Origin of the sequence: Dietzia timorensis, from assembly GCF_001659785.1 — a bacterium.
Classification (GTDB): domain Bacteria; phylum Actinomycetota; class Actinomycetes; order Mycobacteriales; family Mycobacteriaceae; genus Dietzia; species Dietzia timorensis.
Map to the genome: position 1 here is coordinate 1,641,631 of NZ_CP015961.1, position 26,343 is coordinate 1,667,973.

Sequence of the window (26,343 nt, forward strand, 5' to 3'; positions counted from 1 at the left end):
GTCGTAGGAATGGCAAAGAGCTTCCGGGTGGGCGATGGATGTGCATCCTTCGCGCTCCCGGGAGCTCTTCTCTCGTGATTGGGTGACAGCGTGGACCGTGCTAGGAGGTCGTCACCGTTGCCTTGCTTCGTACTGACGATTCGGTGCTGGCGGGGACTTCGCCGTCAGCAGAGTCGCCATCTTCGTCGACGGTGGACTCGGCTTCCGTCAGGTCGCCGGACGGCATTCCCGACTGGGCGTTGTCCCACGCAGTTCTGTTCCAGATACCGGCGCGCTTGGACACGACCGTCGCCACCAGCGCCTGTCCAGTGACGTTGACGGCGGTGCGTCCCATATCCAGGATCGGCTCCACTGCAAGGAGCAGGCCGACACCCGAAAGCGGAAGGCCGAGGGTCGACAACGTGAGGGTGAGCATCACGGTCGCGCCAGTCGTACCTGCGGTCGCCGCCGAGCCCAGAACCGAGACGATCATGATGAGGACGTAATCGGTGAAGCCGAGGGGAAGGCCGTAGAACTGGGCGACGAAGATCGCCGCGATCGCCGGATAGATTGCCGCGCAACCGTCCATCTTCGTGGTCGCGCCGAGGGGAATCGCGAACGAGGCATACTCCCGCGGCACGCCCATCGATTGCTCGGAGACCCGCTGGGTCAAGGGCATCACGCCCATGGACGAGCGGCTGACGAATCCGAGGCTCGTTACTGGCCAGACCCGGCGGAAGAACCCGAGAACCGGGATGCGATGTGCTGCGAGAACGATCGGATAGAGCACACCGATGACGAGTGCGAGTCCGATGTAGATTGCGATTGCAAACTTGCCGAGCGACCCGAGAGCGTCCCATCCGTAGTCGGAAACGGCGTGGCCGATAAGGGCAGCGGTACCGATGGGCGCCAAACGGATGATCCACCAGAGGACCTTCTGCACCACACTGAGGAACGACTCGGTGAACTTGAGGAACGGCTCTGCGGCGGGCCCCACCTTGACGGCGGCGGCGCCGATGACGCCGGCGATGACGAGGAGCTGAAGCACGTTGAACGCGAGAGTGGTCTCGCCGTCGCTCGTCGATGCCCCGAGGCCGAGAATGTTCTCGGGAACGATCCCCTGGATAAAGGCGAGCCAGCTACCGGTGCTTTCCGGTTCGGCTGCACTCGAAGCGGCAACGCTCGTACCCTCTCCGGGACGAACCAGTAGCCCGACTCCGATGCCGATGAGCACCGACGCCGCGGCCGTGATCATGAACCAGAAGATCGTGCTCACCGCCAGCTTGGCGGCATTGGTCACCTGACGAAGATTTGCCACGGAGGTAATCACCGCCGCGATGACAAGCGGCGGGATCATGACCTTGAGCAGCTGAACGTATGTATCGCCCACTCCGCTGAGAAGTCCCGCCAGTGCACCTTCTGAGCCCTGGGCGCGAGCGATGAATCCAAGGATGAGTCCAACGATCAGGCCTGCAATGACCTGCGCCCCGAATCCCTTCGACCAAGAAGGTAGACGTCTCAGGCCGCGCGGCGCGCGTACTTCACCTTGCGACTGTGTTTTCGGCATTCCGGTTGTACTCCTAGCTCCACGTAGACACGGCGTGAGCCGAGCTCGCGCTGATTACTCTGGGACGTTGCCGGCGTCGCGGAACACACTGGTTCCGTATTGCTTTGCGGCCGTCCCTGCCACCCGGGAACAACAGGTAGAGGCCGAAAAACATTCCTGCGGGTTCGACTGTGCAAAATTTGCCGCGCGGTCAAACCCGTAGAAACGGTGGTGTTCAGCGGGTTTGGGGCTAAGGGACAAAAAGTGTGTCTGAGATCGGTGATTTGTGAGGGATGAGCTGCGCGGATTCGATATTTATAATCCGCTGATCATTATTTCGCGACCTTACGTGACATCTGCAGCCGGTTATGAGTGCCGGGGCGTGTGCTGGCGTAATGGCCCAAAATCACCCCGCATGCCCGATATGTGGTCACACGATGAAACGCAACGGCACAACAGGCGCCGGCACGACCAGATGGCGATGCCGATCGTGTGGATCCTCTTCGACCAAACACCGCCCCGATCGGCGGCTCGATGCTCGTTTCCGCTGGTTCATCGATTACCTCACCGGAACCGGCTCTCTCGACCAGGTTGCGGCCGACCACGGAATTTCCAGGCGCACCCTCAATCGCTATTTCCACACGTTCTGGTACGTCCAAGTCCCGGTCCCCGCCGACCGTTTCCGCGTCTATGACCAGCTATTTATCGACGGAACCTATACCGCAGCCGGGTGCCTGCTGGTGGCCGCGACCCGCACACACGTTGTGGCCTGGCACTGGGCCCGCCGTGAAAATATCCAGGCCTACCGCACCTTGCTCGAACATATGGCCCCACCACTGATGGTCGTCATCGACGGCGGCCAAGGCGCTGCCACCGCGATCGCCAAGCAATGGCCTCGCACGATCGTGCAACGCTGCCTGGTCCATGCCCAACGCAACGTCCGCCGCCACACCACCAGCAGGCCACGAACCGACGCCGGTCGAGCGATCTACCAACTTGCCCTGCAACTGACCCGCATCACGACCGTGGAACAGGCCACCGAATGGATCGTCCACCTCAACGACTTCGGACGGATCTACAAACACTGGCTCAACGAAAAGACCCCGCCACCTCCAGGTAAGACCGGCGCGTGGACCTTCACCCACGACCGAACCCGGAAAGCGTATAACAGCCTGCTCTACCTGCACAGACACAAACTGTTATTTCGCTATCTCGACCCGCCACCGGGCGCGATAGCCCCCGAACTCATCACAGCAACCACGAACACTCTCGAGGGCGGCATCAATGCCGGGATCAAAGTCCACGCCTTCGCCCACCGCGGACAAGCCGCCGAACACCAACGCCTGATGTGCGAATGGTGGCTCTATCTCAAAACCGAAGCCCCTGACGACCCGCTACAGATCGCCAGAGGCCAACAGTGGGGCAAGAACGCACTCGCCAAAGCACAAGCCCTCACCCACAACGAGAACCTCGCCGACCACGAAACCGGACGACCAGCCCTCTACGACAACGCTATCGAATGGTCCAACTCCCAAGGCATCCAAAAAGGATGGATCCACTAACGACACGCCCGAGCCAGACACACATTTTGTCCCTTAGCCCCGGGTTTGCACTGGTTACGACAAGAAAAACGGCCCCGGAGAATCCGGAGCCGTTCGATTCATGATGATTTCGTTGTCGGGCTGGCGGGATTCGAACCCACGACCCCTTGACCCCCAGTCAAGTGCGCTACCAAGCTGCGCCACAGCCCGTCCATCGCGTTGGCGACGAGACAACCTTAGCCGATAGGGGCTGGCTCGCCCAATCCGCCTCGAACAATTGCGGGGGTCATATCAAAAAGGATGCTTGTTCTATAAGATGTTCTCTGGTCCTGTTACGTAGAACACTAAAATAGGAGTCTGATTCCCGCGGGCGCGGCGCAGAAGAAGTACGTGAAGGCGTGCCGCGGCATAAATGGCCTATTGGCGGTTTGGGCGAACGTGCCCGCTGCTTGCCGAAGGATGAAAGAGGGTTCATGTCCAAGGTTGATTCGCATTTGATCGATGTCTATGACGAGGTCGTTCGTCGCAACCCGGGGGAGCGCGAGTTCCATCAGGCCGTTCGCGAAGTTCTCGAATCTCTGGCGCCGGTAGTGGCCAAGCATCCCGAATACACCGAAGCATCGATCATCGAGCGAATGTGTGAACCAGAGCGGCAGATCATCTTTCGTGTCCCGTGGGTCGACGACGACGGCAATGTCCGCGTCAATCGCGGCTTCCGAGTCGAATTCAACTCGGCGCTCGGACCGTATAAGGGCGGGCTTCGCTTCCATCCGTCCGTGTACCTGGGAATCGTCAAGTTTCTCGGCTTCGAGCAGATTTTCAAGAACGCTCTGACGGGTCTCCCGATCGGCGGCGGCAAGGGCGGCTCCGACTTCAACCCGCGCGGCCGCTCGGATGGCGAAATCATGCGCTTTTGCCAATCGTTCATGTCCGAGCTTCACCGGCACATCGGCGAATACACCGATGTGCCCGCAGGCGATATCGGCGTGGGCCTCCGCGAGGTGGGCTTCCTCTTTGGTCAGTACAAGCGCCTGACCAACCGTTACGAGTCCGGTGTCCTCACTGGTAAAGGACTAGGTTGGGGCGGCTCGCTGGTGCGCACCGAGGCGACCGGCTACGGCACGGTGTTCTTCGCCGACGAAATGCTCAAGACGAAGAACCAGAGCTTTGAAGGCAAGAAGGTCGTGGTTTCCGGCTCCGGAAACGTCGCAATTTATGCGATCGACAAGGTCCACGAACTCGGCGGCACGGTGATCGCATGCTCGGACTCCGCTGGTTACGTCGTCGACGAAAATGGGCTCGACCTTGATCTGGTCAAGGAGATCAAAGAGGTCCGCCGCGACCGCATCAAGGACTACTTGCAAACGCACAAGTCTGCGTCCTATGTGTCGGGCGGATCCATCTGGGACGTCGAGTGCGACATCGCGCTCCCATGTGCAACCCAGAACGAGATCGATGAAGATCAGGCCGTCTCACTCGTAAAGAACGGCTGTTCCCTCGTTGCCGAGGGTGCCAACATGCCCAGCACTCCGGAGGCCATCAAAATTTTCCAGGACGCTGACCTTCTTTACGGCCCCGGCAAGGCGGTAAACGCCGGTGGCGTCGCCACCTCGGCACTGGAAATGCAGCAGAACGCCTCGCGAGATTCCTGGTCGTTCGAGTACACCGAAGAGCGTCTTCAGCAGATCATGCGGGACATCCACAAGCGGTGCATCAAGACCGCAGACCAGTACGGATCTCCGGGTAATTACGTCGTCGGTGCCAATATCGGCGGATTTACCCAGGTCGCCGAGGCGATGCTGGCGTTCGGCGTCATTTAGGAATTGGTTCTGATCCCTTGATCGATCCGGACTCCGGCTATTACGAGGCACCTAGCTCGGCCAAGGTGGTCATCCTTGCCCGGGGACAGGTATTGCTTTGCCACAACCCGCGTGGAGAGTGGGAACTGCCCGGCGGAAGACCCTCTCCGCAGGACCGCACTTTGGTAGACGTGGTCCTGCGCGAGGTGAGAGAGGAAACCGGCGTTTCATTGACCGAACCTCCGACCATCGTTGATGCCGAACTTTTCTGGCCGATACCGGACAAGCAGATCACCTTGGTGTGCTTCGGATGCCGCATCGATAACGCAGCGGAGACGACGCCAAGCCACGAGCACGACGACGTCCGTTTCTTCTCGCTGGATTCGCTGCCACGAGCACTGCCGGACACGTATCGACGATTTATCGATGCCGCCCGGCGGCTCGTATGACATAAGAGCAACGCACGACGAAAAGGGCCCCGACATGGGGTCCTTTCGTCATTTATCTGACTCAAACATCAACCCACCGATGGGCACATTGAAATGTTTGAGGACTCTAAGTTAGAGTTTCGGGCATGGTCACAAGTAGGAGTGGAGAGCGGAGACCGCCTGGTCCGGCGCAGATCACTCTTGCGGGCCTTCTTGTGTTGTCCGTTCTCGTCAGCGTGTTCGGCTTCGCCCGGGCGGACGAATCCGGCTCCGCAGGAGGGCCCGAGGTTTTTGCGACCACGGGATTCATCGCCGATGCGGTTCGCAACATAGCCCCGGACGCGGACGTAACGACACTCGTCGGGCCTGGTGGCGATCCGCACCACTACCAGCCGTCGACCAAGCAAATCCAGGAGATGCTCGGTTCGGATGTTGTGCTGTGGAACGGCCTCTACCTCGAGGCCCAGATGATTGACCAGCTCCAGGGCCTGGGCGATAAGCAGATGGCCGTGGCCGATGCGATCGGGCGGGACGAACTCATCGCCAACACGGTAGATCCCGCGTCCGGGGCGGGCGGGGTCGACCGGGACAACGCCACTGCCACCTACGATCCGCACATCTGGAACAGTCCGTCTCTGTGGCGACAGGCCATTGAGCCGATCGCCGATAGATTGGCCGAGCTGCGCCCGGAGAAGGCGGAAGAGTACGAGTCCAACGCTCGCGAATACATTCGGCAGATCGATGATGTCGAGCGACAGGCACAGGACGATGTTTCCGGGATTCCCGTGGAGGACCGGGTGGTCGTCACCGGCCATGACGCGTTCGGATATCTGGGACGCGACCTCGATATCGATGTCCACGCCACGGATTTTATCGCCGCAGATGCGCAGGTGAGCGCGAATCAACTCAGCGGTCTCGCCGACATGATCGTGGACGAACGCATTCGCACGATCTTCCTCGACAACCAGTCCAATCCGCAGGCGATCTCCAGCCTCCGCGAAGCAGTGCTGGCGCGAGGCCGAACCGTGTCGATCTCACCCGAGGCACTGTATGCCGATTCGCTCGGGACAGAGGCCGAGATGAGTACCTATACCGGCGCGTACAGGCACAACGTCGAAGCCATGGCCGAGGCGATGAGACACACACACGAAGAGAAGACGGCAGGGGAGTAGATGTCCGCAAAGCAAGCGTTGGCATGCCGGGTGGAGAACCTGTCGGTGGCCTACAAGGACACCGCCGTGCTCCAGCGGGCAACCTTCGACGTCCCCGCCGGGGTCGTCATGGGCGTCGTCGGTCCCAATGGCGCCGGAAAGTCGACCCTCCTCAAGGCGATGCTAGGACTCCAGCCTCCGCTGACCGGTCGCACCGAGTTCTTTGGCCACAAACTCGCGCGCGTGCGTTCGCGCGTCGGATACATGCCCCAATCTTCCGGAGTCGATTGGGATTTCCCGGCGAGCGTTTTCGACGTGGTGCAGATGGGAACGTACGCCCAGCTGGGCTGGCTGCGTCGCCCCGGCGCTCAACAAAAGAAGAGCACGATGGACGCGTTGGCAATGGTGGGAATGTCCGACTTCGCGGGACGCCAATTCGGGCAGCTCTCCGGCGGCCAGCGCCAGCGCGTATTCCTCGCCCGGGCACTGGTGTCCTCCCCGGATCTTTACATTCTCGACGAGCCCTTCCAGGGGATCGACGCCAAGAGCCAGGCAGCCATCGCTCGTGTTTTCGCAGACCTGCGCTCTCAGGGCGAAACCATCGTGTTCGTCCACCACGATCTAGGTTCGGTGCGCGAATACTGCGATCAGGTCACCCTTCTCAATCGCAAGGTAGTCGCGAGCGGACCGGTGGAGAGCACCTATACCACCGACGCAATCGGAGAGACCTTCGAGATGAGCCTCGATGAACGCGCGCTCTTCGGGGCCGCCTGATGGACACGTCCGCCCTTGCGCTGGCGCCCACCGAGTTCCTCGCCGATCACACCTACCGCACCGTTCTCCTGGGGACGGTATTCATCGGTATGACGGCCGGTGCGCTGGGCTGTTTCGCCTACCTGCGCAAGCAGGCGCTCATCTCCGACGTCGTGTCCCATTCGGCCCTGCCGGGAGTGCTCGCGGCATTCCTCATCGCCTCAGCCGTATTCGGCTCCGACGGCCGGTCGATGCTGGGACTGCTCATCGGAGCGATCGTTACGGGTGTAGCGGCCTCGTTGCTGTCGAATGCGGTTGCCGCCAAGGCTCCGATAGGCCACGACACCGCGATGGCCGTCGTCCTGGTCACATTCTTCGGCTTCGGCATGCTCCTGATGAGGGTGATCTCCGACGGAGACTATGCGGGAAAGGGCGGGGTGCAGGACTACCTGTTCGGCAACGCCTCCGTGCTCACATCGGGGGACGTGTGGATGAGCGCGGCCACGGGCGCGGTGGCGCTCGCCGTCATGACCGGGCTTTGGAAGCAATTCGCCCTCCGCACGTTCGACCCGGTCGCCGCCGAGGTCGCAGGGATCCCGCCGCGGCTCATCGACGCCGCGATGTTCGGTGCGGTCGCGATCGCGACGGTCAACGGCGTCAAGGCTGTCGGCCTCGTGCTGATGGTGGCGTTCGTCGTCACCCCTCCGGCGATCGCGCGCCAATGGACGCACCGGCTCGGCCCGATGGTCGCGCTCGCCGGAGCGGTCGGGGCGGGCGCGAGCGCTTTGGGGGCATACCTGTCCATCGCCCTCGGCGGTCTGCCGACAGGCCCGGTGGTGGTGATCGTGCTCTTCGTCGCGTTCGTGTTCTCCGTGGCGTTTGCGCCGGGACGCAGCATCTTCGCCCTCGCCACCCGCCGGGCGCGGCTGCGCCGGCAGCTTCGCGCCGAAGTGCTCGCGGGAGCAGAGGGAGGCGAGAAATGAGCTTCGCCATCGGGGTGCTCCTGCTCGCCGTCGTCACTGCAATGGCGTGCGCTTTGCCCGGGGTGTTCGTGGTCGTGCGAGGCCAGGCGATGCTCGTCGACGCGATCTCGCACGCGATCTTGCCGGGCATAGTCGTCGGTTTCGCCCTCACAGGGGACATGCAGTCCCCGGCGCTTGTGGTCGGTGCCGCGCTGGCCGGCCTCCTCGTTGTGCTCGGCACCGAGGCGATCGCACGCACGGGACTCATCACCGGGGACGCCCCGCAGGGCCTTGTCTTCCCGGCGCTATTTTCCGCAGGCGTGCTCATGGTCTCGGCCTCGTTCGGTGATATTCATCTCGACACCCACGCCGTGCTCGTCGGAGACCTCAACCTCGTCGCCTTCGAACAACTCGAGGTCGCGGGCCTGGAGATCGGGCCCAAGTACCTGTATGTGATGCTCGCCCTTCTCGCGCTCAACTCCGTTGTCATAGGCGTGATGTACAGGCGGCTGGTCGCGGCCACGTTCGACCCGGAGTTCGCTCGCGTGGCGGGTCTCGCGCCCCAGCGTGTCGGGCTGGCGCTGATGTTCTGTGTCGCCGTGACGGTGACCGGCGCATTCAACGCCGCAGGCGCGATCCTCGTGGTCGCGCTCGTCGTTGTGCCCGCCGCGACAGCGCGACTCGTGGCCGACCGGCTCCCGGCGATGATCGCGATCGCCCTCGCCGTGGCCGGCGTCGGTGCCGTCGCCGGGTTCGGCATTGCCTATGTCGTCGACGCGCCCACGAGCGCCGGCATGGCCGTGTTCTATGGGCTGCTCTTCGCAGCGACCCTCGCCGCGCGTGGCGGACCGAGAAGGAGGCGCACCTCGAACGTGCGGCGCGGCGAACGACACCAGTCAGCACGTAACCTGGTGAGCGGCAGCTAGTACGTAGCGAGCCGCCGGACGGAAGAGGGTGAGCGAGCGGTGGCGAAAGAGCCAGAGGGCACGGCCGAGAACGGAAATACGCGCTCGTCGCGCGACCGGGTCGTCGCGGACGTAGAGGCCTTGTGCGCCGGGCGCGAGCTGGATGGCGTGCGCGAGCTCTCCGACCCCGCCGCGGTACTCATCGCCAGCGGTCAGGTCTCGCCGCCCGTGGGCCGCATTGCCGTGCAGCGCATTCGCAACGGTCTCGGCTTCCCCGGGAACGGCGGCTACCACCAGCTTCGCACGCTCGCCGTGCAGACACAGGCGGCCATAGACGCCGCTGAGCGGCCCCAGCCCGCGATGGTGCGGTGGACTTCGCGCGCCGTGGCCTCCGAATACCGTCGCCGGTTACAGTCGCAGCGCAATACGTTCGTCGCCGGGGGTGGATATTTCGCCAGCCGCGGCCGCGATATCCGCACTGCCCGCCGCCAGGGCATCTACCTGGACCCGGACCAGCGCGGCGAGCTCTTCGACGCGCTCACGCTGACGCCCACCGTCCGCGCCACGCCGCCGTTGCCCAACACGATCCAGGGCGCGCGCAATTGGCTCCGCGATGTCGGGCTCGACCAGATCGACAACATCTTGACCGGTCCACGCCGCCCCGATGGTTCGGTGCCCGACGCGGGCGCGGGTGCGCGCCGCCCGGGGACGGGATCCGGGTATGACGTCGGAGGTACGAATCCTCCGGGTCGGTACGGTTCCGCAACCGGTGCAGGCCAATCGCGCCGCGAGGCTCGGCAGGGCGGACATGGGGGAGAGACCGTCGGGGACAAGGTGCGCACGGTGGCGCTGCCGGAGATGTTCACCGCCATTCTGCTCGAGGCCGGAATGCTCTATGACCGCCTGCTACTGGCGTACCACCATGGAGGGTTGTCGACGGACGAATTGCGGTTGCAGTTCAATTCCGAACAGGAGCTCTCCGAGATCGCAGGCGATGTGATCCAGCTGCGCCGGGCAGCGAACGCCCTCCCACCCGCCGCACGCAGCGACGGCAACGGCTTTTCCTCCGAGACGGGGCTTGGCCCGTCGTTCGACGAGGTGTGGGAGGAGATCGTCGATCGCGTCGCAGCGTTCCGCGAACTCGTCGAGCTCGCCGAGAAGCTGGCGTCGGAAGAACTCGAACAGCGCCGAGCCGCGGTCCCGCGTTCGACCCAGATCCCCGGCTTCCCGGCTAATCCGCCTCGTGGAGGGGAATCGGTGGCTCCCGGCGGGCTCGGACCGGGAATGGCCACGCGACACCGCATCGACTCGGCGGCGGACTCGCTGCTGGGATCGGCCGGTCAGCGCCAGGTCTCCATCGACACGATGCGCCGACTGCGGGAGGCGATGCGTCGTCCTGGCGGTCCAGGCGGGTCCGATCCGAACGCCGATCACGGCGAACAAGGTTCCGGCGCCGCCCGGTAGCGCCGCGAACCGGCCGCGGGTGCATAGACTGGCCGGGAAGTACATGCGAACAACAGCGGGAGTTATTTAACGTGGGATTGACTAGCGGCTTCTGGAAGCTTCTCGGCGCCTCGCAGGAGCGAGACACGAAGAAGGCCAAGGGGGCCATCGACGCCTCCGCGGAATTCGACTCTTGGGCTGCTGGGCTGGACACGAGCGAGTTCGCCGACGCCGCGCACGCGCTCGACCTCCACGGCGATCCCGCTCCGGATGCCGCCAAGTTCCTGGCCCTGGCCAGGGAGGCTGCGGAGCGCTCTGTCGGCTTGCGCCCATTCGACGTCCAGCTGCAAGGCGCGCTGCGCATGTTCGCGGGCGATGTCGTGGAGATGGCCACTGGCGAAGGCAAGACTCTTTCCGGCGCCATCGCCGCTGCCGGCTACGCGCTTCAGGGGCACCACGTGCACCTGATGTCGGTCAACGACTACCTTGCGCGCCGCGACGCCGAGTGGATGGGCCCGCTGCTCGAGGCTCTCGGGCTGTCCGTCGGATATGTCACCGAGACCTCGACACGCGAGGAGCGCAAGACCGCGTACGCGTGCGACATCACATACGGTTCCGTATCCGAGATCGGCTTCGACATCCTGCGCGAGCAGATGGTCACCCATCCTGACAATCTGCTGCGCCCGGTCACCGACATCGTCATCGTCGACGAGGCCGACTCGGTGCTCGTCGACGAGGCCCTCGTTCCGCTCGTGCTCGCCGGTTCGACCTCCGCCGAGGCTCCCACCACTGAGGTTTTCGCGGCTGTGCGGCGGCTGCGTGCGGGCCGCCACTACGAGACCGACTCCGAACGGCGCAACATTTTCCTCACCGAGGACGGAGCCCGGGCGATCGAGAACGAGCTCCACATCGACGACATCTACTCGACCGAACACGTCGGTTCTACGCTGGTTCAGGTCAACGTCGCGCTGCACGCGAACTTCCTGTTGCGCAAGGACGTCGACTACATCGTGCGCGATGGAAGGGTGCAGCTCATCAACGCCTCTCGCGGGCGCGTCGCCGAGCTGCAGCGCTGGCCGGACGGCCTCCAGGCGGCGGTCGAGGTGAAGGAAGGCGTCGCGATCTCCGAAGCGGGCAAGATCCTCGACTCGATGACTGTCCAAGCTCTCATCGGTCGCTATTCACGGGTGTCGGGGATGACGGGCACCGCTCTCGCCGCAGGGAACCAACTCAAGGAGTTCTACTCGCTCGGCGTGTCGGTCATCGAGCAGAACCGACCGAACATCCGTATCGACGAGCCGGACGAGGTCTTCATCGACGTGGAGCACAAGAACGCCGCCGTCGTACAAAAAATCCGCGAAATCCACGAGACCGGCCAGCCGATCCTCATCGGCACGCAGGACGTCGCCGAATCCGAACAACTCGCTGCGTCCCTGGCCGAGCACGGTCTCGAAGCCACGGTGCTCAACGCCAAGAATGACGCCGAAGAAGCCGAGATCATCGCCGAGGCCGGCAACGTCGGGCACGTGACCGTGTCGACGCAGATGGCCGGTCGCGGCACGGACATCAAGCTCGGCGGCTCGGACGAATCCCGCCATGACGAGGTCGCCGAACTCGGCGGCCTATTCGTCATCGGTACGGGGCGCCACAAGACCGAGCGGCTCGATAACCAGCTGCGCGGGCGCGCCGGACGCCAGGGCGATCCGGGCAAGAGCCTGTTCTTTGCATCAATGGATGACGACGTCGTCACCTCGGCCATCGAACCGCACAAGATTCCCACGGCGCACGACAAGCTCACCGGCGAGATGCGCGGCGACAAGGCACGGCACCTCGTTGACCATGCGCAGCGAGTCACCGACGGACAGATGCTGGAAATCCACGCGAACACGTGGCGCTATTCCCGCCTGCTCGCCGAGCAGCGCAACATCATCGCCGACCGCCGTCAGGAACTCCTACTCACCGAGCGCCCTTATGAGGAGATGTCCGAGCACGAGAACGAGCGCGTGGCGGAACTCGAGGCGAAGGTCGGCCACGAGGCCACGGTGCAGGGCTGCCGAGAGGTCATGCTGTGGCACCTCGACCAAGAGTGGGCGCAGCACCTCGAGGAGATGAACGACGTACGCGAGTCGATCCACCTTCGCGCGCTTGGCCGCCAGAATCCTCTCGACGAATTCCACCGCATCGCGATTGCGGGCTTCAAGCACATCGCCAACCGCGCAGTCGACGAAGCCAGGATCACCCTCGCCGGCGTCGAGTTCACTCCAGAAGGAGCCGACCTCGAGGCCGAGGGCAAGGCCCGGCCGACGTCAACGTGGACGTACATGGTTCATGACAATCCGATGGCCGCCGGCGGCAATGTTTTCTCCGGCATCATGGGAACCTTCCGCTAAGTAGGCCGAAAAGACCGATGACGTCGACGCCACCACAGCCGCCGCGGGACTCGTCCGCGCCCCGGGGCCGAGACCGGTTCGCCCAAGGCGAACGTCTGGAACTCAAGGATTGGCGCTCGGGATCGGGGCGTGTGCTCGGCGTCGACATCCCGGAACCACGGGGCGGCCACCTGTCGGCGGCGGTACCGCCGGGGGTGCCCGGCGCATCGGAGGAGCCACCCCACGGGCCTGGGCAGGTCAGCGACCGCATCTGGACGCCACCGAACATCATCTCGATGGGTCGCATCGCCCTGATCCCCGTGTTCGCGGTGAGCGTCGCCGTGTGGGACAGGCCGGGGCTGGCGCTGATCCTGCTCGCGGTACTCGGCGCGTCCGACTGGCTCGATGGCAAGATAGCGCGATTGTTCGATATGCGCTCGAAGCTCGGCGCGAAACTCGATCCGATCGCGGACCGGATTCTCATTACCGTCGTCCCGCTCGTGTTCGCCTTCGCGGGGCATGTTCCGTGGTGGGTGGTATTCGTATTGCTTGTGCGGGATGCGACGCTTGTGGTTTCCCTCGTGGTGTACCGACGTAGAGGGATCGTGCCCGAGGTGATCTATCTCGGGAAAGCGGCGTCTTTCGCATTGATGTGGTCGTTTCCACTTCTGCTTGCCGCAGCGGCAAATGTGTGGTTTGACGATCCGTTCCGTCTGTTGGGGGAGGCGGCACTCTATTGGGGAGTGGGCCTGTATCTGTGGTCGGGATTGGTGTATCTGGGACGAGCGGTGCAGATCGCGAGACTCACACCTGCCGTACCCCTTAAAATAGTTGATGAGCAGCTGAAATAATCTCCCGCCGTTGTCGATTGGCGAATGCGGTGCGACGGCCGATGTGGGGGTGTGTAGGCTTTTGGGCATGCCTCAACCCGCGCTGCGCGGGGCGGGCGGAAGAGATTGACGCGAAAGGTGCACAATGAGTGACCAGAACGTTCCTGACCAGCTCCGCTATACCGAGGAGCACGAGTGGATCGAGCAGATCTCGTCCACTCGCGTACGCGTGGGAATTACGGAGTACGCCCAGGAAAAGCTCGGCGATATCGTCTATGTCCAGCTACCAGAGGTTGGGTCCGAGACCCAGTCGGGCGAGCCGTTCGGCGAGGTCGAGTCCCCGAAGAGTGTGTCGGATCTTTTTGCCCCGCTCACAGGGAACGTCGTCGAGGTCAATAGTGAACTCGAATCGAGCCCGGAACTGATCAACAACGATGCGTTCGGTGAAGGTTGGATCGTCGTCCTCGAGATCGCCGACGAAGAGGATCTGCAGGCGCAACTCGAGGAGACTCTCGACGCAGAGGCCTACAAGAAGGTCACCGCCGAATAGGCACCGAACTTCGAGGTCGCCGGGGCGGCGAGGCGCAGCCCCAATCGGTTCGTTCGCGAATCGCATCGATCGGAAAGCATCCGAGAAAAGAATTTGATGCCCCAGTGAAGCCGGGGAGCATACTACGGATACTTTTTACGGATAGAATGACAAGGGATAGTCGAAAACCGTAGAGACCACATGGTCCTACCTTTCGAGTTAGGGAGAAGACGGTAGTGAGTGAAAACAAGAACTTCCCCGAGGCGACGGCCGAGACCACCTCGGTGTTTCGCGCCGAGCTGCTCAACGAGTCGGACAGCCAGGGCCAGGAAGCTTCGCTGACCGGTGTCGAGGGCTTGCCCGAGGGACAGGCCCTGCTGGTAGTAAAGCGTGGCCCTAATGCCGGCTCCCGCTTTCTCCTTGATCAGGAGACCACTTCGGCGGGGCGTCACCCGGATAGCGACATCTTCCTCGATGACGTCACGGTTTCTCGCCGGCATGCGGAGTTCCGTCAGGAAGGTCAGTCGTTCACCGTGGTGGATGTCGGTTCGTTGAACGGCACCTACGTCAATCGGGAACCGGTGGACAGTGCGACGCTGTCCAATGGGGACGAAGTCCAGATCGGTAAGTTCCGTCTGGTGTTCCTCACCGGCGTCGGCGGTCAGTGACCCCTCAGGCACAGCGAAAGCAGGTCGATGGCCGGCCCACGACATCGTCGATTGGTCAGGTCATCGACCTTTTGCGTCCCGAGTTTCCAGACGTAACCATCTCCAAAGTTCGCTTCCTGGAGAACGAGGGTCTGGTCACACCGGAACGAACAGCGAGCGGCTACCGGCGTTTCGCCGAAACCGACATCGATCGGCTTCGCTTCATTCTTGCGGCTCAGCGCGACCGGTATCTACCGCTCAAGGTGATCCGTGCTGAGCTTGAAGAGCTTGATGCGGGGGTTGCCGATGGCACCGCTGCGGCGATGCCGCTCGGCCGTAGGCCGGAAGGACTCCCCGGAGCGGAACCGAAGGACTTCCGCCCGTCGCAGGCCACACGCCTGTCTACGGAAATGGTGGCAACCCAGGCAGACGTGTCCGTCGAACTCGTCAAGGAGCTTCACTCCGCTGGGTTGATCGAACCGGGTCGAGGCGGTTACTTCGAAGCCGAATCGGTAATTATTGCCAAGACCGCCAAAGAGCTTGGCGAGCACGGTGTGGAATTGCGGCACTTGCGCGCATTCCGTACTGCGGCCACGCGCCAGGCCGACGTTATCGCTTCGCTTGCGGGCCCGGTCGCCGGCAGAAAAGATCCGGATGCACGGGACCGTGCCGCCGAGCTTGCACGGGAGATTGCAGCGTTGTCGGTGACGCTCCAATCAACATTGGTGACGGTGAAGGTGCGCCGCGAGCTCGATCGCTGAGCTTGTCGCACACCACGAGATTGAAAAGACCGAGAACTAGGGGGCAGCGGTGGCCGAAGAACAGATCGAACTCCGAGTCGTAGGCGTTCGATTCGAAGAACCTGATTACGCACCCGTTCTCATTCTTCGCGAAGTTACCGGGAACCGCGTCCTTCCCATTTGGATCGGCGCATCCGAAGCGGCGGCCATTTCGATGCACCAGCAGGGAGTCGTTCCCGAGCGGCCTATGTCGCACGATCTACATCTTGAGCTCATCACCGCGCTAGGCCATACCCTCGAGCGAGTGGAGATTACCAGCGTCGACCGCGGCACCTTCTATTCCGACCTGGTCATAGGTTCGAACGCGCGGGTGTCGGCGCGGCCGTCGGACGCAATCGCGATCGCGCTGCGCGCGGACGCCCCGATTTTCGCGGCCCCGGCGGTCGTGGACGATGTTGCGATCAACCTCGACGACGAGGGAGAAGTCGATGTCGAGGCTTTCCGCGAGTTTCTCGACCATGTCTCCCCGGAAGACTTCAAGGATGAATAACCCTGCAGCGGTCGAGTTTGGGATCGGCTAGCCCCGAATGTCTTTCGACCTGCGCAGATGTTAAGTCACTATCGTCACACCATTACCAATGCGCTGTTCGGGCAGCGGTCTAAACCTCAACTTTAGGTTTAGGGATTCCGCGTGTCCTATTGATTGTCCAGGCAAACGGTCATAGCGTATTGAATGCAAACAACGCCTGTGAAATTTCACAGATGTATTTCTGAAATTGCACCGAATCCCGTGTGGGGACTCGGGTAGACGATAGTCAGGCAGAAAGGGAGCGACGTGGTCGATAAAACTCGGGGTACGGCTGCCCATGGGGGAGACACCCAGACCGAACTGAGCCTCGAGACCGTTGCTCCTGCGACGAACGCTGCCGGCCCCGTGCAGGGCAGTCTCAATGATGTCGAGCCGGGCCTCTTTCCCGACGATGTTATCCCGGACGAGACCATGGGCTATCGCGTTCCCACGGCGCTCCAAGTTGCAGGGATCACCTACCGCCAGCTCGACTACTGGGCGCGCACCGATCTGGTCAAGCCGTCCATCCGAAACGCCCACGGCTCTGGTTCGCAGCGCCTTTATTCCTTCAAAGACCTTTTGGTCCTCAAGATCGTGAAAGGCCTGCTGGATACGGGCATCTCTCTCCAGAATATCCGCCGCGCCGTGGACCAGATCCGCTCTCGCGGCGTCGAAGATCTATCGAATATCATGCTCGTTTCCGATGGCAAGACGATCTTCGAGTGCACCGACCAGTCCGAGGTTATCGACATTCTGAACGGTGGCCAGGGCGTGTTCGGTATCGGAATCGCAGGTGCGATGCGTGACCTGACCGGGACGATCGCCGAGCTGCCCGCCGTTCGCATCGAAGATCTCGAAGAGGAAAGCCCGGCAGTCGAGGACGAGCTCGCCTCGCGCCGCCGCGCCCGTCAGCGCCGTACGGGTTAGATCCGAACTCGACGAGACTCTATTACGCCCGTCCCACCGGCCATCGCGCTAAGGGGCGGGCGTTTTGATTATCTTCCGGTCCGAGGGGTAGGCCGGTGGTGTTTGATCGCCCCACGTCCACCAACGTAAGCTCATGTGCACGCATAGCCGTTCGGGAGAGATCTGATCCTGCTCGCGATCAGGCGCCGAAGGAGCAACTCCTCTCCGGGAAACTCTCAGGCACCACGGACCGAAACGGCGTCGCATGCGTCTCTGGAGAGTGGCGGCCCCGGTCGCCCGCCAACGGGGAAAGCCGCGCAAGGCCGGTGAATCTCTCAGGCGCCGGTGCGTTCCGCACCGGTAGGGACAGAGGGAGAGGGGCACGACCACGCAGTAGTAGCCCGCCGCGCCGAGCGGTTCGGCCCAATGGGTGCACCCTGCGCCCACCCCGACACTCCCCGAGGAGCTTCCTTTGACGTCGACGCCAAACAGCCACTCCAGCGATTTCCTTCGTCGCCACATCGGCCCTGACGCGAGCGAGATGGATCGCATTCTCAAGACCATCGGCGTCGAGTCGCTTACCGAGCTCGCAGATTCTGCGTTCCCCGCGGTGATCGTCGACGAGGTCGATAGCGAAGGCCTTGCGGCAGGCATCGATGCTCTCCCCGAGCCGGTGTCCGAGTCGGAGGCCATCGCCGAATTGCGTGCCCTCGCCGACAAGAACACCGTCGCCGTGTCGATGATCGGACAGGGCTACTACGACACGATCACCCCGTCGGTGATCCTGCGCAACGTGCTCGAGAATCCCGCCTGGTACACGGGATATACCCCGTACCAGCCCGAAATTTCGCAGGGGCGCCTCGAAGCGCTCATCAATTTCCAGACCATGGTCGCCGAACTCACCGGCCTCGAAATGGCTGGTTCCTCGATGCTCGACGAGGGCACCGCGGCAGCCGAGGCGATGACGATGATCGGTCGGATCAATCGGAAGAATAAATCCAATCGGGTCGCCATCGACTCCGATCTCTTCGGCCAGACCGCGGCGATCATCCGCACGCGCGCCGAGGCGCTCGATTTCGAGGTCGTCGAAGCGAATCTCATCGACGACGGTCTGCCCGAGGGCGACTTCTTCGGCGCGATGATCCAGACGCCAGGCGCGTCAGGCCGCGTCGCCCCGCCGGAAGCCGTGAAAAAGCTCATCGACTCCTGCCACGAGCGCGAAGTACTCGTCGCCGCCGGGGTGGACCTTCTCGCAGCATCGGTCCTCACACCGGCCGGCGATCTCGGCGCCGACGTGTGCTTCGGTTCCGCTCAGCGTTTCGGTGTGCCGATGGGCTTCGGCGGCCCGCACGCCGGCTTCATGTCCTGCCGCGAAAAGGACGCCCGTCAACTGCCCGGCCGCCTCGTGGGCGTGTCGAACGACGCAGACGGGCATGTAGGGTACCGCCTGGCGCTGCAGACGCGCGAGCAGCACATCCGCCGTGACAAGGCGACGTCGAACATCTGCACCGCGCAGGTGCTCCTCGCGGTGATGGCCGCGATGTACGCCTCGTACCACGGCCCCGAGGGGCTCCGCGGGATCGCCCGCGACGTGCACGCACGTGCGGCGTCGCTGGCCGCTGCGCTCAAGGATGGGGGAGTCGAAGTCGTCCACGACGACTTCTTCGACACAGTTCTCGCACGCGTCCCGGGCCGCGCCGAGGCCGTAGTCAACGCTGCGCGTGAGCGCGGCATCAACCTCTGGCAGCGTGGACAGGACGAGGTGGTCCTCTCTACCGACGAGACGACGACGGACGCCCACCTCGCTACCGTTGTAGAAGCCTTCGGTGCTTCCGCAACGCCGACCGTCGATGTCGATCCCGAGTACGGCGATCGCACCACCGGGTACATGGACCACCCGGCGTTCACCGACTACCACACCGAGACCGCGATGATGCGCTACTTGCGCGCGCTCTCGGACAAGGACATGGCGCTCGACCGCACGATGATCCCGCTGGGCTCGTGCACGATGAAGCTCAACGCAGCCACGGAGATGGAGGCGATCACCTGGCCCGAGTTCGGCCGCCTGCACCCGTTCGCCCCGAAGGAGCAGACGGTCGGCATCCGCGAGCTCATTTCCGACGTCGAACAGTGGCTCGTCGACATCACCGGTTACTCCGCCGTCAGCCTGCAGCCCAACGCCGGCTCCCAGGGCGAATACGCGGGCCTGCTGGCCATCCGCGAGTACCACCGTTCTCGCGGGGAAGTCGAACGCCGCATCATGCTCATCCCGTCGTCGGCTCACGGCACCAACGCCGCATCTGCGGCTCTTGCCGGGCTCAAGGTCGTCGTCGTGGGCAGTCTCGACTCCGGTGATATCGACATCGACGATCTGCGCGCCAAGATCGACAAGCACGCCGGAGAGATCGCCGGCATCATGATCACCTACCCGTCGACACACGGCGTGTACGAGCACGCGATCGACGAGATCTGCGCAACCGTCCATGACGCCGGAGGCCAGGTCTACATCGACGGCGCGAACCTCAACGCACTTGTCGGAATCGCGCGGCCCGGCCGATTCGGCGGGGACGTCTCCCATCTCAACCTGCACAAGACGTTCTGCATTCCACACGGCGGAGGAGGACCGGGTGTGGGGCCGGTGGCGGTCGCCGAGCACCTTGCCCCGTTCCTGCCGGGGCACCCATACGAGGAAGGGATGGAAGACCGCGCGCCGGTCTCCTCGGCGCCGTTCGGTTCCGCGTCGATCCTCCCGATCACGTGGGCCTACATTCGGATGATGGGCGCCGACGGGCTGCGCCAGGCGACGCTCACCGCGATCGCCAATGCGAACTATCTCGCGCGCCGCATCTCCGAGTTCTTCCCCGTCCTCTACACGGGAAAGAATGGATGGGTCGCGCATGAGTGCATCCTCGACTTCCGTCCGCTTATCAAGGAGACGGGCGTGAGCATCGACGACGTCGCCAAGCGCCTCGCCGACTACGGTTTCCACGCGCCGACGATGAGCTTCCCGGTACCCAACACCCTCATGGTCGAGCCGACCGAGTCGGAGAACCTCGCCGAGCTCGATGCCTTCATCGAGGCGTTGGCATCGATCCGCGGGGAGATCGACAAGATCTCCAGCGGAGAGTGGACGGCCGAGACCAGCCCGCTTCGAGGCGCCCCGCACACCGCGGCATGTGTCACCGAGGACGAGTGGGACCACCCTTACACCCGCAAGCAGGCCGCTTACCCGCTCGGCCACTCGTGGCGAGCGAAGGTGTGGCCGGCCACCCGTCGTATCGACGGCGCCTACGGCGACCGTAACCTCTCGTGCTCGTGCCCTCCGATCGAGGCATTCGCCGAGTAGCTCGTTCGCTGGTCCGCTAATAGCAAAGGGGGCAGTCGACCATGACGGTCGGCTGCCCCCTTCGCGTCGGCGACGAATCAAAATGTCAGACCCGTGGGCAATGCTTGGGCCATGATATTTCTTAGCAGCCACAGCACAGGTTCGCACCGTAGGTTCGAGCCCATTCCCGCTCCGTACGCCATGGTCGAATGGTGCCGACGGCAGCCACTACCCATGGCGCTCTACGAAGACGCCGCAACGGTCGACCTCGATTGGTGGAACCTAAAACTCTGGGAACATGGGGTCCCGGTTACGTTATTGGGTAGGGGGCCAGACGGCGAGATCATCGATACCGGGATCGCAGAGATCAGTCGGCTCGACATATTTACCCATGCCCGATTCAACGGCGACGTCGACGATAGCCCGTTCGTCTGGGCGCAAGGGCCCGCGACAATGGAACGGGCACGTAACGCAGAACGGTCGAATGACGCCGGCCATCTCCTCACGCTTCTCTACCTATGTGCGGCGTGGTCCAGCGGGCACCCGCATCGCCGGAATCGGAGAGTTTTCCATCGGTATAGCGAGCACAGCGGCGAGGGGTTGTGCGCCGAGGTTCCGTCCGCGCTCGCGGCGTCGGCCAGCTTTATCGAGGACCGCGACCTCGCGTTCGCGGTACTTCAGCATCCGGATACGTGGCTCGGGCGGCTTGAGGATGGCCAGAATGTCCCGGGACTTGGGCCCGTAGTGTCCACGCACTTTCTCGCTGCGCTGTCCGTCGCACGGAGAGCTCCACGCGTCGTGCCTGTCGAGCCTGCGGCGATCAACATGCTTATCCGCTGCGGTTGGCACGAGTTCGATGCGAGTGAGTCATTGACGACACGCAATTTCAGCGTATTCCAGGAAACGATTCACGATTGGGCGAAAGAGGCGAGAACGGCGCCGGAGCTTGTGGAGATGTGGCTGGTCAAGTCCTGGCATGAGTTGGGTTCGCTAGACCGAAGGGGTGTACGGAGCTAGCCGTGATCAGTGGCCGTCCTTGCGGGCAGCGAGGATGTCCCGATGGATACGACCGTCCGCGTTGATTGGGGTCCAGGGCTCAGCGACCGTCCACTGGGAACCGCATCCTCTACAGGCGTAGACGTCAAGTCCGGCGTTCGTTCCTCGGGTCGGATGCCAGTTGCAGAGATTTCGGCACGGATGTGCCGCGAGGGGAATTGCCTCCGGTGGGGACTCTCGTGGCGATTCGGGCACCAAGAGACTCGCGGTTATCCCGACGCTGAATCGTCGGTGGCTTCCGCTGTGGCGGAGGCTGGGTTCACGGGCTGGAGGACGACCGTGTACGACAGCGTCGATTCAGGGGTGGAGAAGTCGAGCCGGCCGATGCGAGAACCGGGCGGCACGATGAAGCCGACGGAACCTTCAACGGTTTCGCCCGGCTCGGTGATGTCGGTGCGCTCAAGCGGATTACCGAGGAAGGACTCCGGATCCTCCAGGCGCTCGAACTCCATGCCGTCCGAGGCGTAAGCGTGGAACTGCTCGGGATCGAGGTACGGCTGGCCAAACTCTGCCGAGGCACCGACGTCCGCGATGAGCACTTCCTGCGGCTCGCTGCCGCCCGAGTTAGTCTCGAGCCGGAGCGGCTGAACGAACAGGGACAGGCTGCCATTGCCGACGGGAACGGAATGCGGTTCCGCGAAATTCGCGGACTGAGGCATCACTGCATCCGGCGGGGCGGCGAGCCGCTCCTCGTCGTTTCCGCCGCACGCGGAGGCCAAGGGGACGATGAGGGCGACAACACCCATCTTCATCACGGTCGACGTCTTTGAACGCACGCAAGTCCCCTAATCTTCACGATCTATTTGGCTCAACACACTTTATCCGAACGAATTCTACGTCCATCACCGAAGTGGCTTCCAATCCACAATGCTACGAATGGCCCGGCGTCCGAGGTATTTGGCCTGGCAAGTCGTTATTTACCAGCGCCATGGTCGCGACCCGGGAGAGATAACCCCGAACGGATTTGGCCGCAGCCAGTTCCTCGAAATGCGCAAGCGTCGGCGGGAGGAGGTGGACCTCCGACCGCGCGAACGCATCAAGCATGTCCTTGGGGCGTGACCAGCCGGAATCGTCGAACTCGCCGCAGTGGCCATCGGGCTCGTGCGGATCGCCTGCCGACAACTCGATGCCGAAGAAAAACGTGTCGTAGCGGCGCGGCGGACCGACGGGCGTGATCCAGCGGGACAGCTCGACGAGCCGGCCGGTGTCGGCGAGGAGCGCGTTCGCGCGCAGCATCTCGCCCATCGAAATCTCGTGTGAATCGACGCGGGAACGCCACGGGGCCCATGGGGAACGCTCAGGTCCGCCGTCATACGAGATGGAATGAGCGGGGGACGTGAGGAGCATTCCCGTCTCTTCGAAACACTCGCGCACCGCGGCGGAAACGATAGCCTGCGCGCGGGCAGGTTCGATCCCGAGTTTGCTCGACCATTCGCTGCCATCGGGGCCCGCCGTGGGGAGCCGGTCGTAGTCGGAAGGATCGACCCCGCCGCCTGGAAAGGCGATGACCCCGCCGGCGAAGACCATTGACGCCGCCCGCCGGATGGAGAACACCTCGACCCCGTGCTCCGAGTCGCGAAGCAGGAGAATCGTCGCGGCGTCCGTGACGGGAACGGACGCAGGATCGATCTGCTCGGGATGGACGTGACCCTGATGTGCCATGAGGCCGATTGTGCCCCGAAACGACGAGCCCGGCGACGAAACGGCGAAGACGGTTAGTCTCCGTTACCTGAAAGGGTGGCCGGTCGACCGGCCTGACGAGATCGCTATCCGACAGGCGGGCCGACGAAGAGAAGCAGGATGAACACGATGATGACGACCACGAGGGCGATGCCTGCGGCGGTCAGCGGGCGGGCGATGACCGCCGCAGCGAGCTTCTCCAGAGGGGACTTCGGGGTATCGCCGCCTTCGCGGAGGCGCCACGGATCCGTGACGATCGGCTGCTTGAGAGCCCACCGCTCGAAGGGGATCGTCGCGTACGGGATGACTGCCGAAACGAGACCGGCGAGGGTGTGGACGGGCTTCCACTTCTGATCGATCGCGAGGAACACGATGACCACCACGTAGCAGAGGAACACGAAGCCGTGGATGCCGCCTCCGATCGACGTTGCCCATGGTTGGTCGAAACCGTACTTGAGGATCATGCCTGCGATGAGCAGCGTCCACGTGACGACCTCGGCGAGCGCAAAGCGCCGGAACAATGTAATCGGACCCATGTGAAGAGGGCACCCCTAACCAGACGTGAGAATGAAGCGCGGCTAGAAACTAGCCTTCCACCAGCCTAAGCGACGCGAACCTCACTTCACCCTCCGCGTCGGAGTCAATGAGATCAACAACACCTTCGATGGCCCAGCCGTGGTCACCTTCGGGATCATCGAGGACCTGACGCACGTGCCACGTGTCCGCGTCGACGTCGTCTCGTGACGTGCGGACGGTGAACAAGTGAGGTCCGCGCGCGTCTGGGCCGATGCCGATCTGGTCGTATTCGTCCCAATAGGGATCGATCTCGCGGTCCCAGTCGGGGCGTTCGTTCACGTTTTCGTCGAGCTCCTCGAGCCGCTTGATGTCGTCGCGCGCGAGAAGCTCGACCCGGCGGAACATCGCGCTGCGCACCATCCGTGTGAATGCCCTGGTGTTGCCAGTGAGGGGGCGGCTGGAATCCTCACCGAAGGCCCTTTCGTGATCAATCGGACGATCGGCGGCATCAGGATCGGACAATTCCTCCCACTCGTCCAGCAGACTCGAGTCGACCTGCCGGATGAGTTCTCCGAGCCAGTTGATGATGTCGTCGAGTTCCTCGGTGCGCTTGGCCGTCGGAATCGTTTGGCGCATAGTCCGGTAGGCGTCGGTGAGGTAGCGCAGGACGACGCCTTCGGCGCGTGCGGCGCCGTAAGTCGAGACGAGGTCGGAAAAGTTCATCCCCTTTTCGACCATGTCGCGGACGACGGCTTTGGGCGAGACGTCGGTGCCCCTGGCCCAGGGGTGGGACTCGGCATAAGCTTCGAAGGCAGCTTCTAGTTCTTCGTTCAGAGGCTTGTGCCACGAGATTTCATCGACGATCGCCATACGTTCGTGGTAGTCGAGGCCGTCGGCCTTGAGATCGGCGATGGCGTCGCCGCGAAGCTTTTTCTGCTGACCGATGAGAAGTGGACGCGGATCTTCGAGCACCGCCTCGATAATCGAAATGACGTCGACGGCGTAGGTGTCCGACTCCGGATCCGGGATAACCATTGCCGCCACCGCGAAGGGCGCCAGCGGTTGGTTGAGCGCGAAATCGGCCTGCAATTGAGGAACTAGCTCTACGTGGCGTCCCGAATCGTCCGGGGAGTCGATGCGGCGGACGAGCGCATCCGCCTCGAGGCTACGGAAGAGCGAGAATGCCCTCAGCGCATGCTTGCGCTTGGCGGCACGCGTCTCGTAGGAGTCGAGGATGAGGGACTTGGTCTTGTCGTAGCAGCTTCCCGGACCCGCGATGATGTTGAGCAGGATCGAGTTGTTGATCTGAAAACGGCTGATCAGTTGTTCGGGCGGCGCGGAAACCAGCTTGTCGAACGTCGCAGTATTCCAGTTGATGAACCCTTCCGGCGGCTTCTTTTTCTGCTGCTTGTTCTTTTTCTTCGGGTTGTTTTGGGCCTTGGCGGCGGCCTTCGCGTTCTCGATCTCGTGCTCCGGGGCCTGGACGACGACCAATCCCTCCGTGTCGAAGCCGGCGCGACCGGCGCGACCGGCGATCTGATGGAACTCTCGCGACTTGAGGACGCGCTGGCGTTGTCCGTCGAACTTCGTCAGCGCCGTGAACAAAACAGTGTGAATGGGCACGTTGATACCCACACCGAGGGTGTCGGTGCCGCAGATCACCGGCAGCAGACCATCCTGTGCGAGCTTTTCCACCAGTCGCCGATACTTCGGCAGCATTCCCGCGTGATGGACGCCGACACCAGAGCGCAGCAGCTTCGACAGCGTCTTGCCGAATGACGTCGAGAATCGGAAGCCCTTGATCTCCGCCGCGATCTTCTCCTTGGTTTCCTTCGACACGAGGTTCTTCGTGATCAGCGCCTGCGCCTGCTCGATCGCCGACAACTGGGTGAAGTGGACAATATAGATCGGCGCCTTGCCATCCCGCAGGAGCAGTTCGACCGTGTCCGGGACAGGAGTGAGCACGTAGTCGAAGGACAACGGCACGGGGCGTTCCGCGCCCGCAACCACCGACATCGCACGTGACGTCTTCGCCTCGACGCCCTCGACGAGCCAATCGACGTTGCCGAGTGTTGCAGACATGAGTAGGAACTGGCACTCGGTGAGTGTGAGCAGAGGAACCTGCCAGGCCCATCCGCGGTCGGGCTCGGAGAAGTAATGGAATTCGTCCATTACTACCTGGCCGATGTCGCTGTCTTCGCCTTCCCGTAGCGCGATATTCGCGACGATCTCGGCTGTCGCGCAGACGATAGGGGCAGAGGTGTTGACGGCGGCGTCGCCGGTCATCATTCCGACATTTTCCGCGCCGAATACCTCACATAAGGCGAAGAACTTCTCACTCACCAGCGCCTTGATCGGCGCGGTATAGAAAGACTTCTGTCCCCGCGCCATCGCGAAGAAATGCGCGGCCACGGCAACTAATGACTTACCCGAACCCGTAGGTGTGGACAGCACCACATGATTGTCCGCGACCAACTCGAAGGCCGCCTCTTCCTGATGCGGGTAGAGGGATAGACCACTGTCGGACACCCACCGGGTGAAGGTGTCCAATAGGGCTTCGTCGAAAAGGGACTCGGGGACATCGTCGAGATCGGACAGGTATTCGCTCAGGGACACGGCGGCAAGTCTATCCGTTATCGGTGTAGCCGAAATGCAGAGCGCTCCGCGACG

The 26,343-nt window shown here is 63.0% G+C and carries 22 protein-coding genes, 1 tRNA gene and 2 riboswitches; of the genes, 17 read left to right on the forward strand and 6 right to left on the reverse strand.

The genetic code is table 11. The features are described 5' to 3' along the window. Positions 1-100: 100 nt before the first annotated feature. Positions 101-1,546, reverse strand: coding sequence for a dicarboxylate/amino acid:cation symporter (locus BJL86_RS07515; protein ID WP_067476937.1), 1,446 nt, complete (start codon positions 1,544-1,546; stop codon positions 101-103). 374 nt (positions 1,547-1,920) lie between these two features. On the opposite strand from BJL86_RS07515, the gene BJL86_RS07520 reads away from it, so the two are divergent. Further along, the gene (locus BJL86_RS07520; RefSeq protein WP_067473417.1) at positions 1,921-3,087 is read left to right on the forward strand and encodes an IS1249 family transposase; all 1,167 of its coding nucleotides are present in this window, start codon (positions 1,921-1,923) and stop codon (positions 3,085-3,087) included. A 115-nt stretch (positions 3,088-3,202) separates the two neighbouring features. Here the strand turns inward: BJL86_RS07520 and BJL86_RS07525 are convergent. After that, positions 3,203-3,276, reverse strand: a tRNA-Pro gene (locus tag BJL86_RS07525). 263 nt (positions 3,277-3,539) lie between these two features. On the opposite strand from BJL86_RS07525, the gene gdhA reads away from it, so the two are divergent. The 16 genes from gdhA to BJL86_RS07605 all read left to right on the forward strand — a co-directional run bounded on the left by gdhA (position 3,540) and on the right by BJL86_RS07605 (position 21,438). Continuing rightward, positions 3,540-4,886 (forward strand): NADP-specific glutamate dehydrogenase, encoded by a 1,347-nt coding sequence (gdhA, locus tag BJL86_RS07530; RefSeq protein WP_067471675.1) that lies wholly within the window; start codon positions 3,540-3,542, stop codon positions 4,884-4,886. A gap of 17 nt (positions 4,887-4,903) precedes the next feature. Next, entirely contained in the window at positions 4,904-5,314 is a 411-nt protein-coding gene (locus BJL86_RS07535) for an NUDIX domain-containing protein (RefSeq protein ID WP_197487516.1), read from the forward strand. Positions 5,315-5,439: 125 nt separating this feature from the next. Beyond that, positions 5,440-6,465 carry a metal ABC transporter substrate-binding protein gene (locus BJL86_RS07540; protein ID WP_067471672.1) on the forward strand — a complete coding sequence of 342 codons (1,026 nt, stop codon included), beginning with the start codon at positions 5,440-5,442 and terminating at the stop codon, positions 6,463-6,465. After that, positions 6,466-7,218 (forward strand): metal ABC transporter ATP-binding protein, encoded by a 753-nt coding sequence (locus BJL86_RS07545; RefSeq protein ID WP_067471669.1) that lies wholly within the window; start codon positions 6,466-6,468, stop codon positions 7,216-7,218. It begins immediately after the preceding gene. Next, a complete protein-coding gene (locus BJL86_RS07550) occupies positions 7,218-8,180 on the forward strand; it encodes a metal ABC transporter permease (RefSeq protein WP_067471665.1) in 963 nt (320 codons plus the stop codon). Before BJL86_RS07545 ends, BJL86_RS07550 begins: the two co-directional genes overlap by 1 nt. Then, the gene (locus BJL86_RS07555; RefSeq protein ID WP_067471662.1) at positions 8,177-9,085 is read left to right on the forward strand and encodes a metal ABC transporter permease; all 909 of its coding nucleotides are present in this window, start codon (positions 8,177-8,179) and stop codon (positions 9,083-9,085) included. Before BJL86_RS07550 ends, BJL86_RS07555 begins: the two co-directional genes overlap by 4 nt. Positions 9,086-9,124: 39 nt before the next feature. Then, positions 9,125-10,528, forward strand: coding sequence for a hypothetical protein (locus tag BJL86_RS07560; protein WP_067471659.1), 1,404 nt, complete (start codon positions 9,125-9,127; stop codon positions 10,526-10,528). Positions 10,529-10,599: 71 nt separating this feature from the next. Beyond that, positions 10,600-12,897: an accessory Sec system translocase SecA2 gene (gene secA2, locus BJL86_RS07565; protein WP_067471656.1), complete on the forward strand. Its 2,298-nt coding sequence runs from the start codon at positions 10,600-10,602 to the stop codon at positions 12,895-12,897. A gap of 131 nt (positions 12,898-13,028) precedes the next feature. Further along, positions 13,029-13,727: a CDP-alcohol phosphatidyltransferase family protein gene (locus BJL86_RS07570; RefSeq protein ID WP_231887107.1), complete on the forward strand. Its 699-nt coding sequence runs from the start codon at positions 13,029-13,031 to the stop codon at positions 13,725-13,727. A 124-nt stretch (positions 13,728-13,851) separates the two neighbouring features. Then, on the forward strand, positions 13,852-14,256 hold the full coding sequence (gcvH, locus tag BJL86_RS07575) for a glycine cleavage system protein GcvH (RefSeq protein WP_067471653.1): 405 nt from the start codon (positions 13,852-13,854) through the stop codon (positions 14,254-14,256). A gap of 215 nt (positions 14,257-14,471) precedes the next feature. Next, entirely contained in the window at positions 14,472-14,903 is a 432-nt protein-coding gene (gene garA / locus BJL86_RS07580) for a glycogen accumulation regulator GarA (RefSeq protein WP_067471650.1), read from the forward strand. Beyond that, a complete protein-coding gene (gene ftsR, locus BJL86_RS07585) occupies positions 14,900-15,643 on the forward strand; it encodes a transcriptional regulator FtsR (protein ID WP_067471647.1) in 744 nt (247 codons plus the stop codon). Before garA ends, ftsR begins: the two co-directional genes overlap by 4 nt. Before the next feature lie 64 nt (positions 15,644-15,707). Next, positions 15,708-16,172 carry a bifunctional nuclease family protein gene (locus BJL86_RS07590; protein ID WP_197487517.1) on the forward strand — a complete coding sequence of 155 codons (465 nt, stop codon included), beginning with the start codon at positions 15,708-15,710 and terminating at the stop codon, positions 16,170-16,172. Between the two features lie 339 nt (positions 16,173-16,511). Further along, the gene (locus BJL86_RS07595; RefSeq protein WP_067471687.1) at positions 16,512-17,117 is read left to right on the forward strand and encodes a MerR family transcriptional regulator; all 606 of its coding nucleotides are present in this window, start codon (positions 16,512-16,514) and stop codon (positions 17,115-17,117) included. Positions 17,118-17,259: 142 nt separating this feature from the next. After that, positions 17,260-17,359: riboswitch (glycine riboswitch) on the forward strand. After that, positions 17,360-17,476: riboswitch (glycine riboswitch) on the forward strand. 92 nt (positions 17,477-17,568) lie between these two features. Continuing rightward, positions 17,569-20,442 (forward strand): aminomethyl-transferring glycine dehydrogenase, encoded by a 2,874-nt coding sequence (gene gcvP / locus BJL86_RS07600; RefSeq protein ID WP_075844900.1) that lies wholly within the window; start codon positions 17,569-17,571, stop codon positions 20,440-20,442. Positions 20,443-20,655: 213 nt separating this feature from the next. Further along, positions 20,656-21,438: an 8-oxoguanine DNA glycosylase OGG fold protein gene (locus BJL86_RS07605; protein WP_067471641.1), complete on the forward strand. Its 783-nt coding sequence runs from the start codon at positions 20,656-20,658 to the stop codon at positions 21,436-21,438. Positions 21,439-21,686: 248 nt separating this feature from the next. Here BJL86_RS07605 and BJL86_RS07615 read toward each other — a convergent pair whose 3' ends face one another. From BJL86_RS07615 to BJL86_RS07630, 4 genes are all read right to left on the reverse strand, one after another. After that, the gene (locus BJL86_RS07615) at positions 21,687-22,253 is read right to left on the reverse strand and encodes a DUF4352 domain-containing protein (RefSeq protein ID WP_075844901.1); all 567 of its coding nucleotides are present in this window, start codon (positions 22,251-22,253) and stop codon (positions 21,687-21,689) included. A gap of 94 nt (positions 22,254-22,347) precedes the next feature. Next, positions 22,348-23,139, reverse strand: a complete 792-nt coding sequence (locus BJL86_RS07620) for an NUDIX hydrolase (RefSeq protein ID WP_067471635.1) — start codon at positions 23,137-23,139, stop codon at positions 22,348-22,350. Between the two features lie 104 nt (positions 23,140-23,243). Further along, complete coding sequence (locus BJL86_RS07625) at positions 23,244-23,693, reverse strand: DUF3817 domain-containing protein (RefSeq protein ID WP_067471632.1); 450 nt, start codon at positions 23,691-23,693, stop codon at positions 23,244-23,246. Positions 23,694-23,742: 49 nt separating this feature from the next. Further along, positions 23,743-26,289, reverse strand: coding sequence for a DEAD/DEAH box helicase (locus tag BJL86_RS07630; protein WP_067471630.1), 2,547 nt, complete (start codon positions 26,287-26,289; stop codon positions 23,743-23,745). Between the last annotated feature and the right edge of the window lie 54 nt (positions 26,290-26,343).

Coding starts and splice junctions, on each gene's coding strand:
- BJL86_RS07550 (WP_067471665.1), top strand. CDS start 7,218: ATGGACACGTCCGCCCTTGCGCTGGCGCCCACCGAGTTCCTCGCCGAT.
- BJL86_RS07515 (WP_067476937.1), bottom strand. CDS start 1,546: ATGCCGAAAACACAGTCGCAAGGTGAAGTACGCGCGCCGCGCGGCCTG.
- BJL86_RS07520 (WP_067473417.1), top strand. CDS start 1,921: ATGGCCCAAAATCACCCCGCATGCCCGATATGTGGTCACACGATGAAA.
- gdhA (WP_067471675.1), top strand. CDS start 3,540: ATGTCCAAGGTTGATTCGCATTTGATCGATGTCTATGACGAGGTCGTT.
- BJL86_RS07545 (WP_067471669.1), top strand. CDS start 6,466: ATGTCCGCAAAGCAAGCGTTGGCATGCCGGGTGGAGAACCTGTCGGTG.
- BJL86_RS07605 (WP_067471641.1), top strand. CDS start 20,656: ATGGCGCTCTACGAAGACGCCGCAACGGTCGACCTCGATTGGTGGAAC.
- BJL86_RS07555 (WP_067471662.1), top strand. CDS start 8,177: ATGAGCTTCGCCATCGGGGTGCTCCTGCTCGCCGTCGTCACTGCAATG.
- BJL86_RS07540 (WP_067471672.1), top strand. CDS start 5,440: ATGGTCACAAGTAGGAGTGGAGAGCGGAGACCGCCTGGTCCGGCGCAG.
- BJL86_RS07625 (WP_067471632.1), bottom strand. CDS start 23,693: ATGGGTCCGATTACATTGTTCCGGCGCTTTGCGCTCGCCGAGGTCGTC.
- gcvH (WP_067471653.1), top strand. CDS start 13,852: ATGAGTGACCAGAACGTTCCTGACCAGCTCCGCTATACCGAGGAGCAC.
- BJL86_RS07620 (WP_067471635.1), bottom strand. CDS start 23,139: ATGGCACATCAGGGTCACGTCCATCCCGAGCAGATCGATCCTGCGTCC.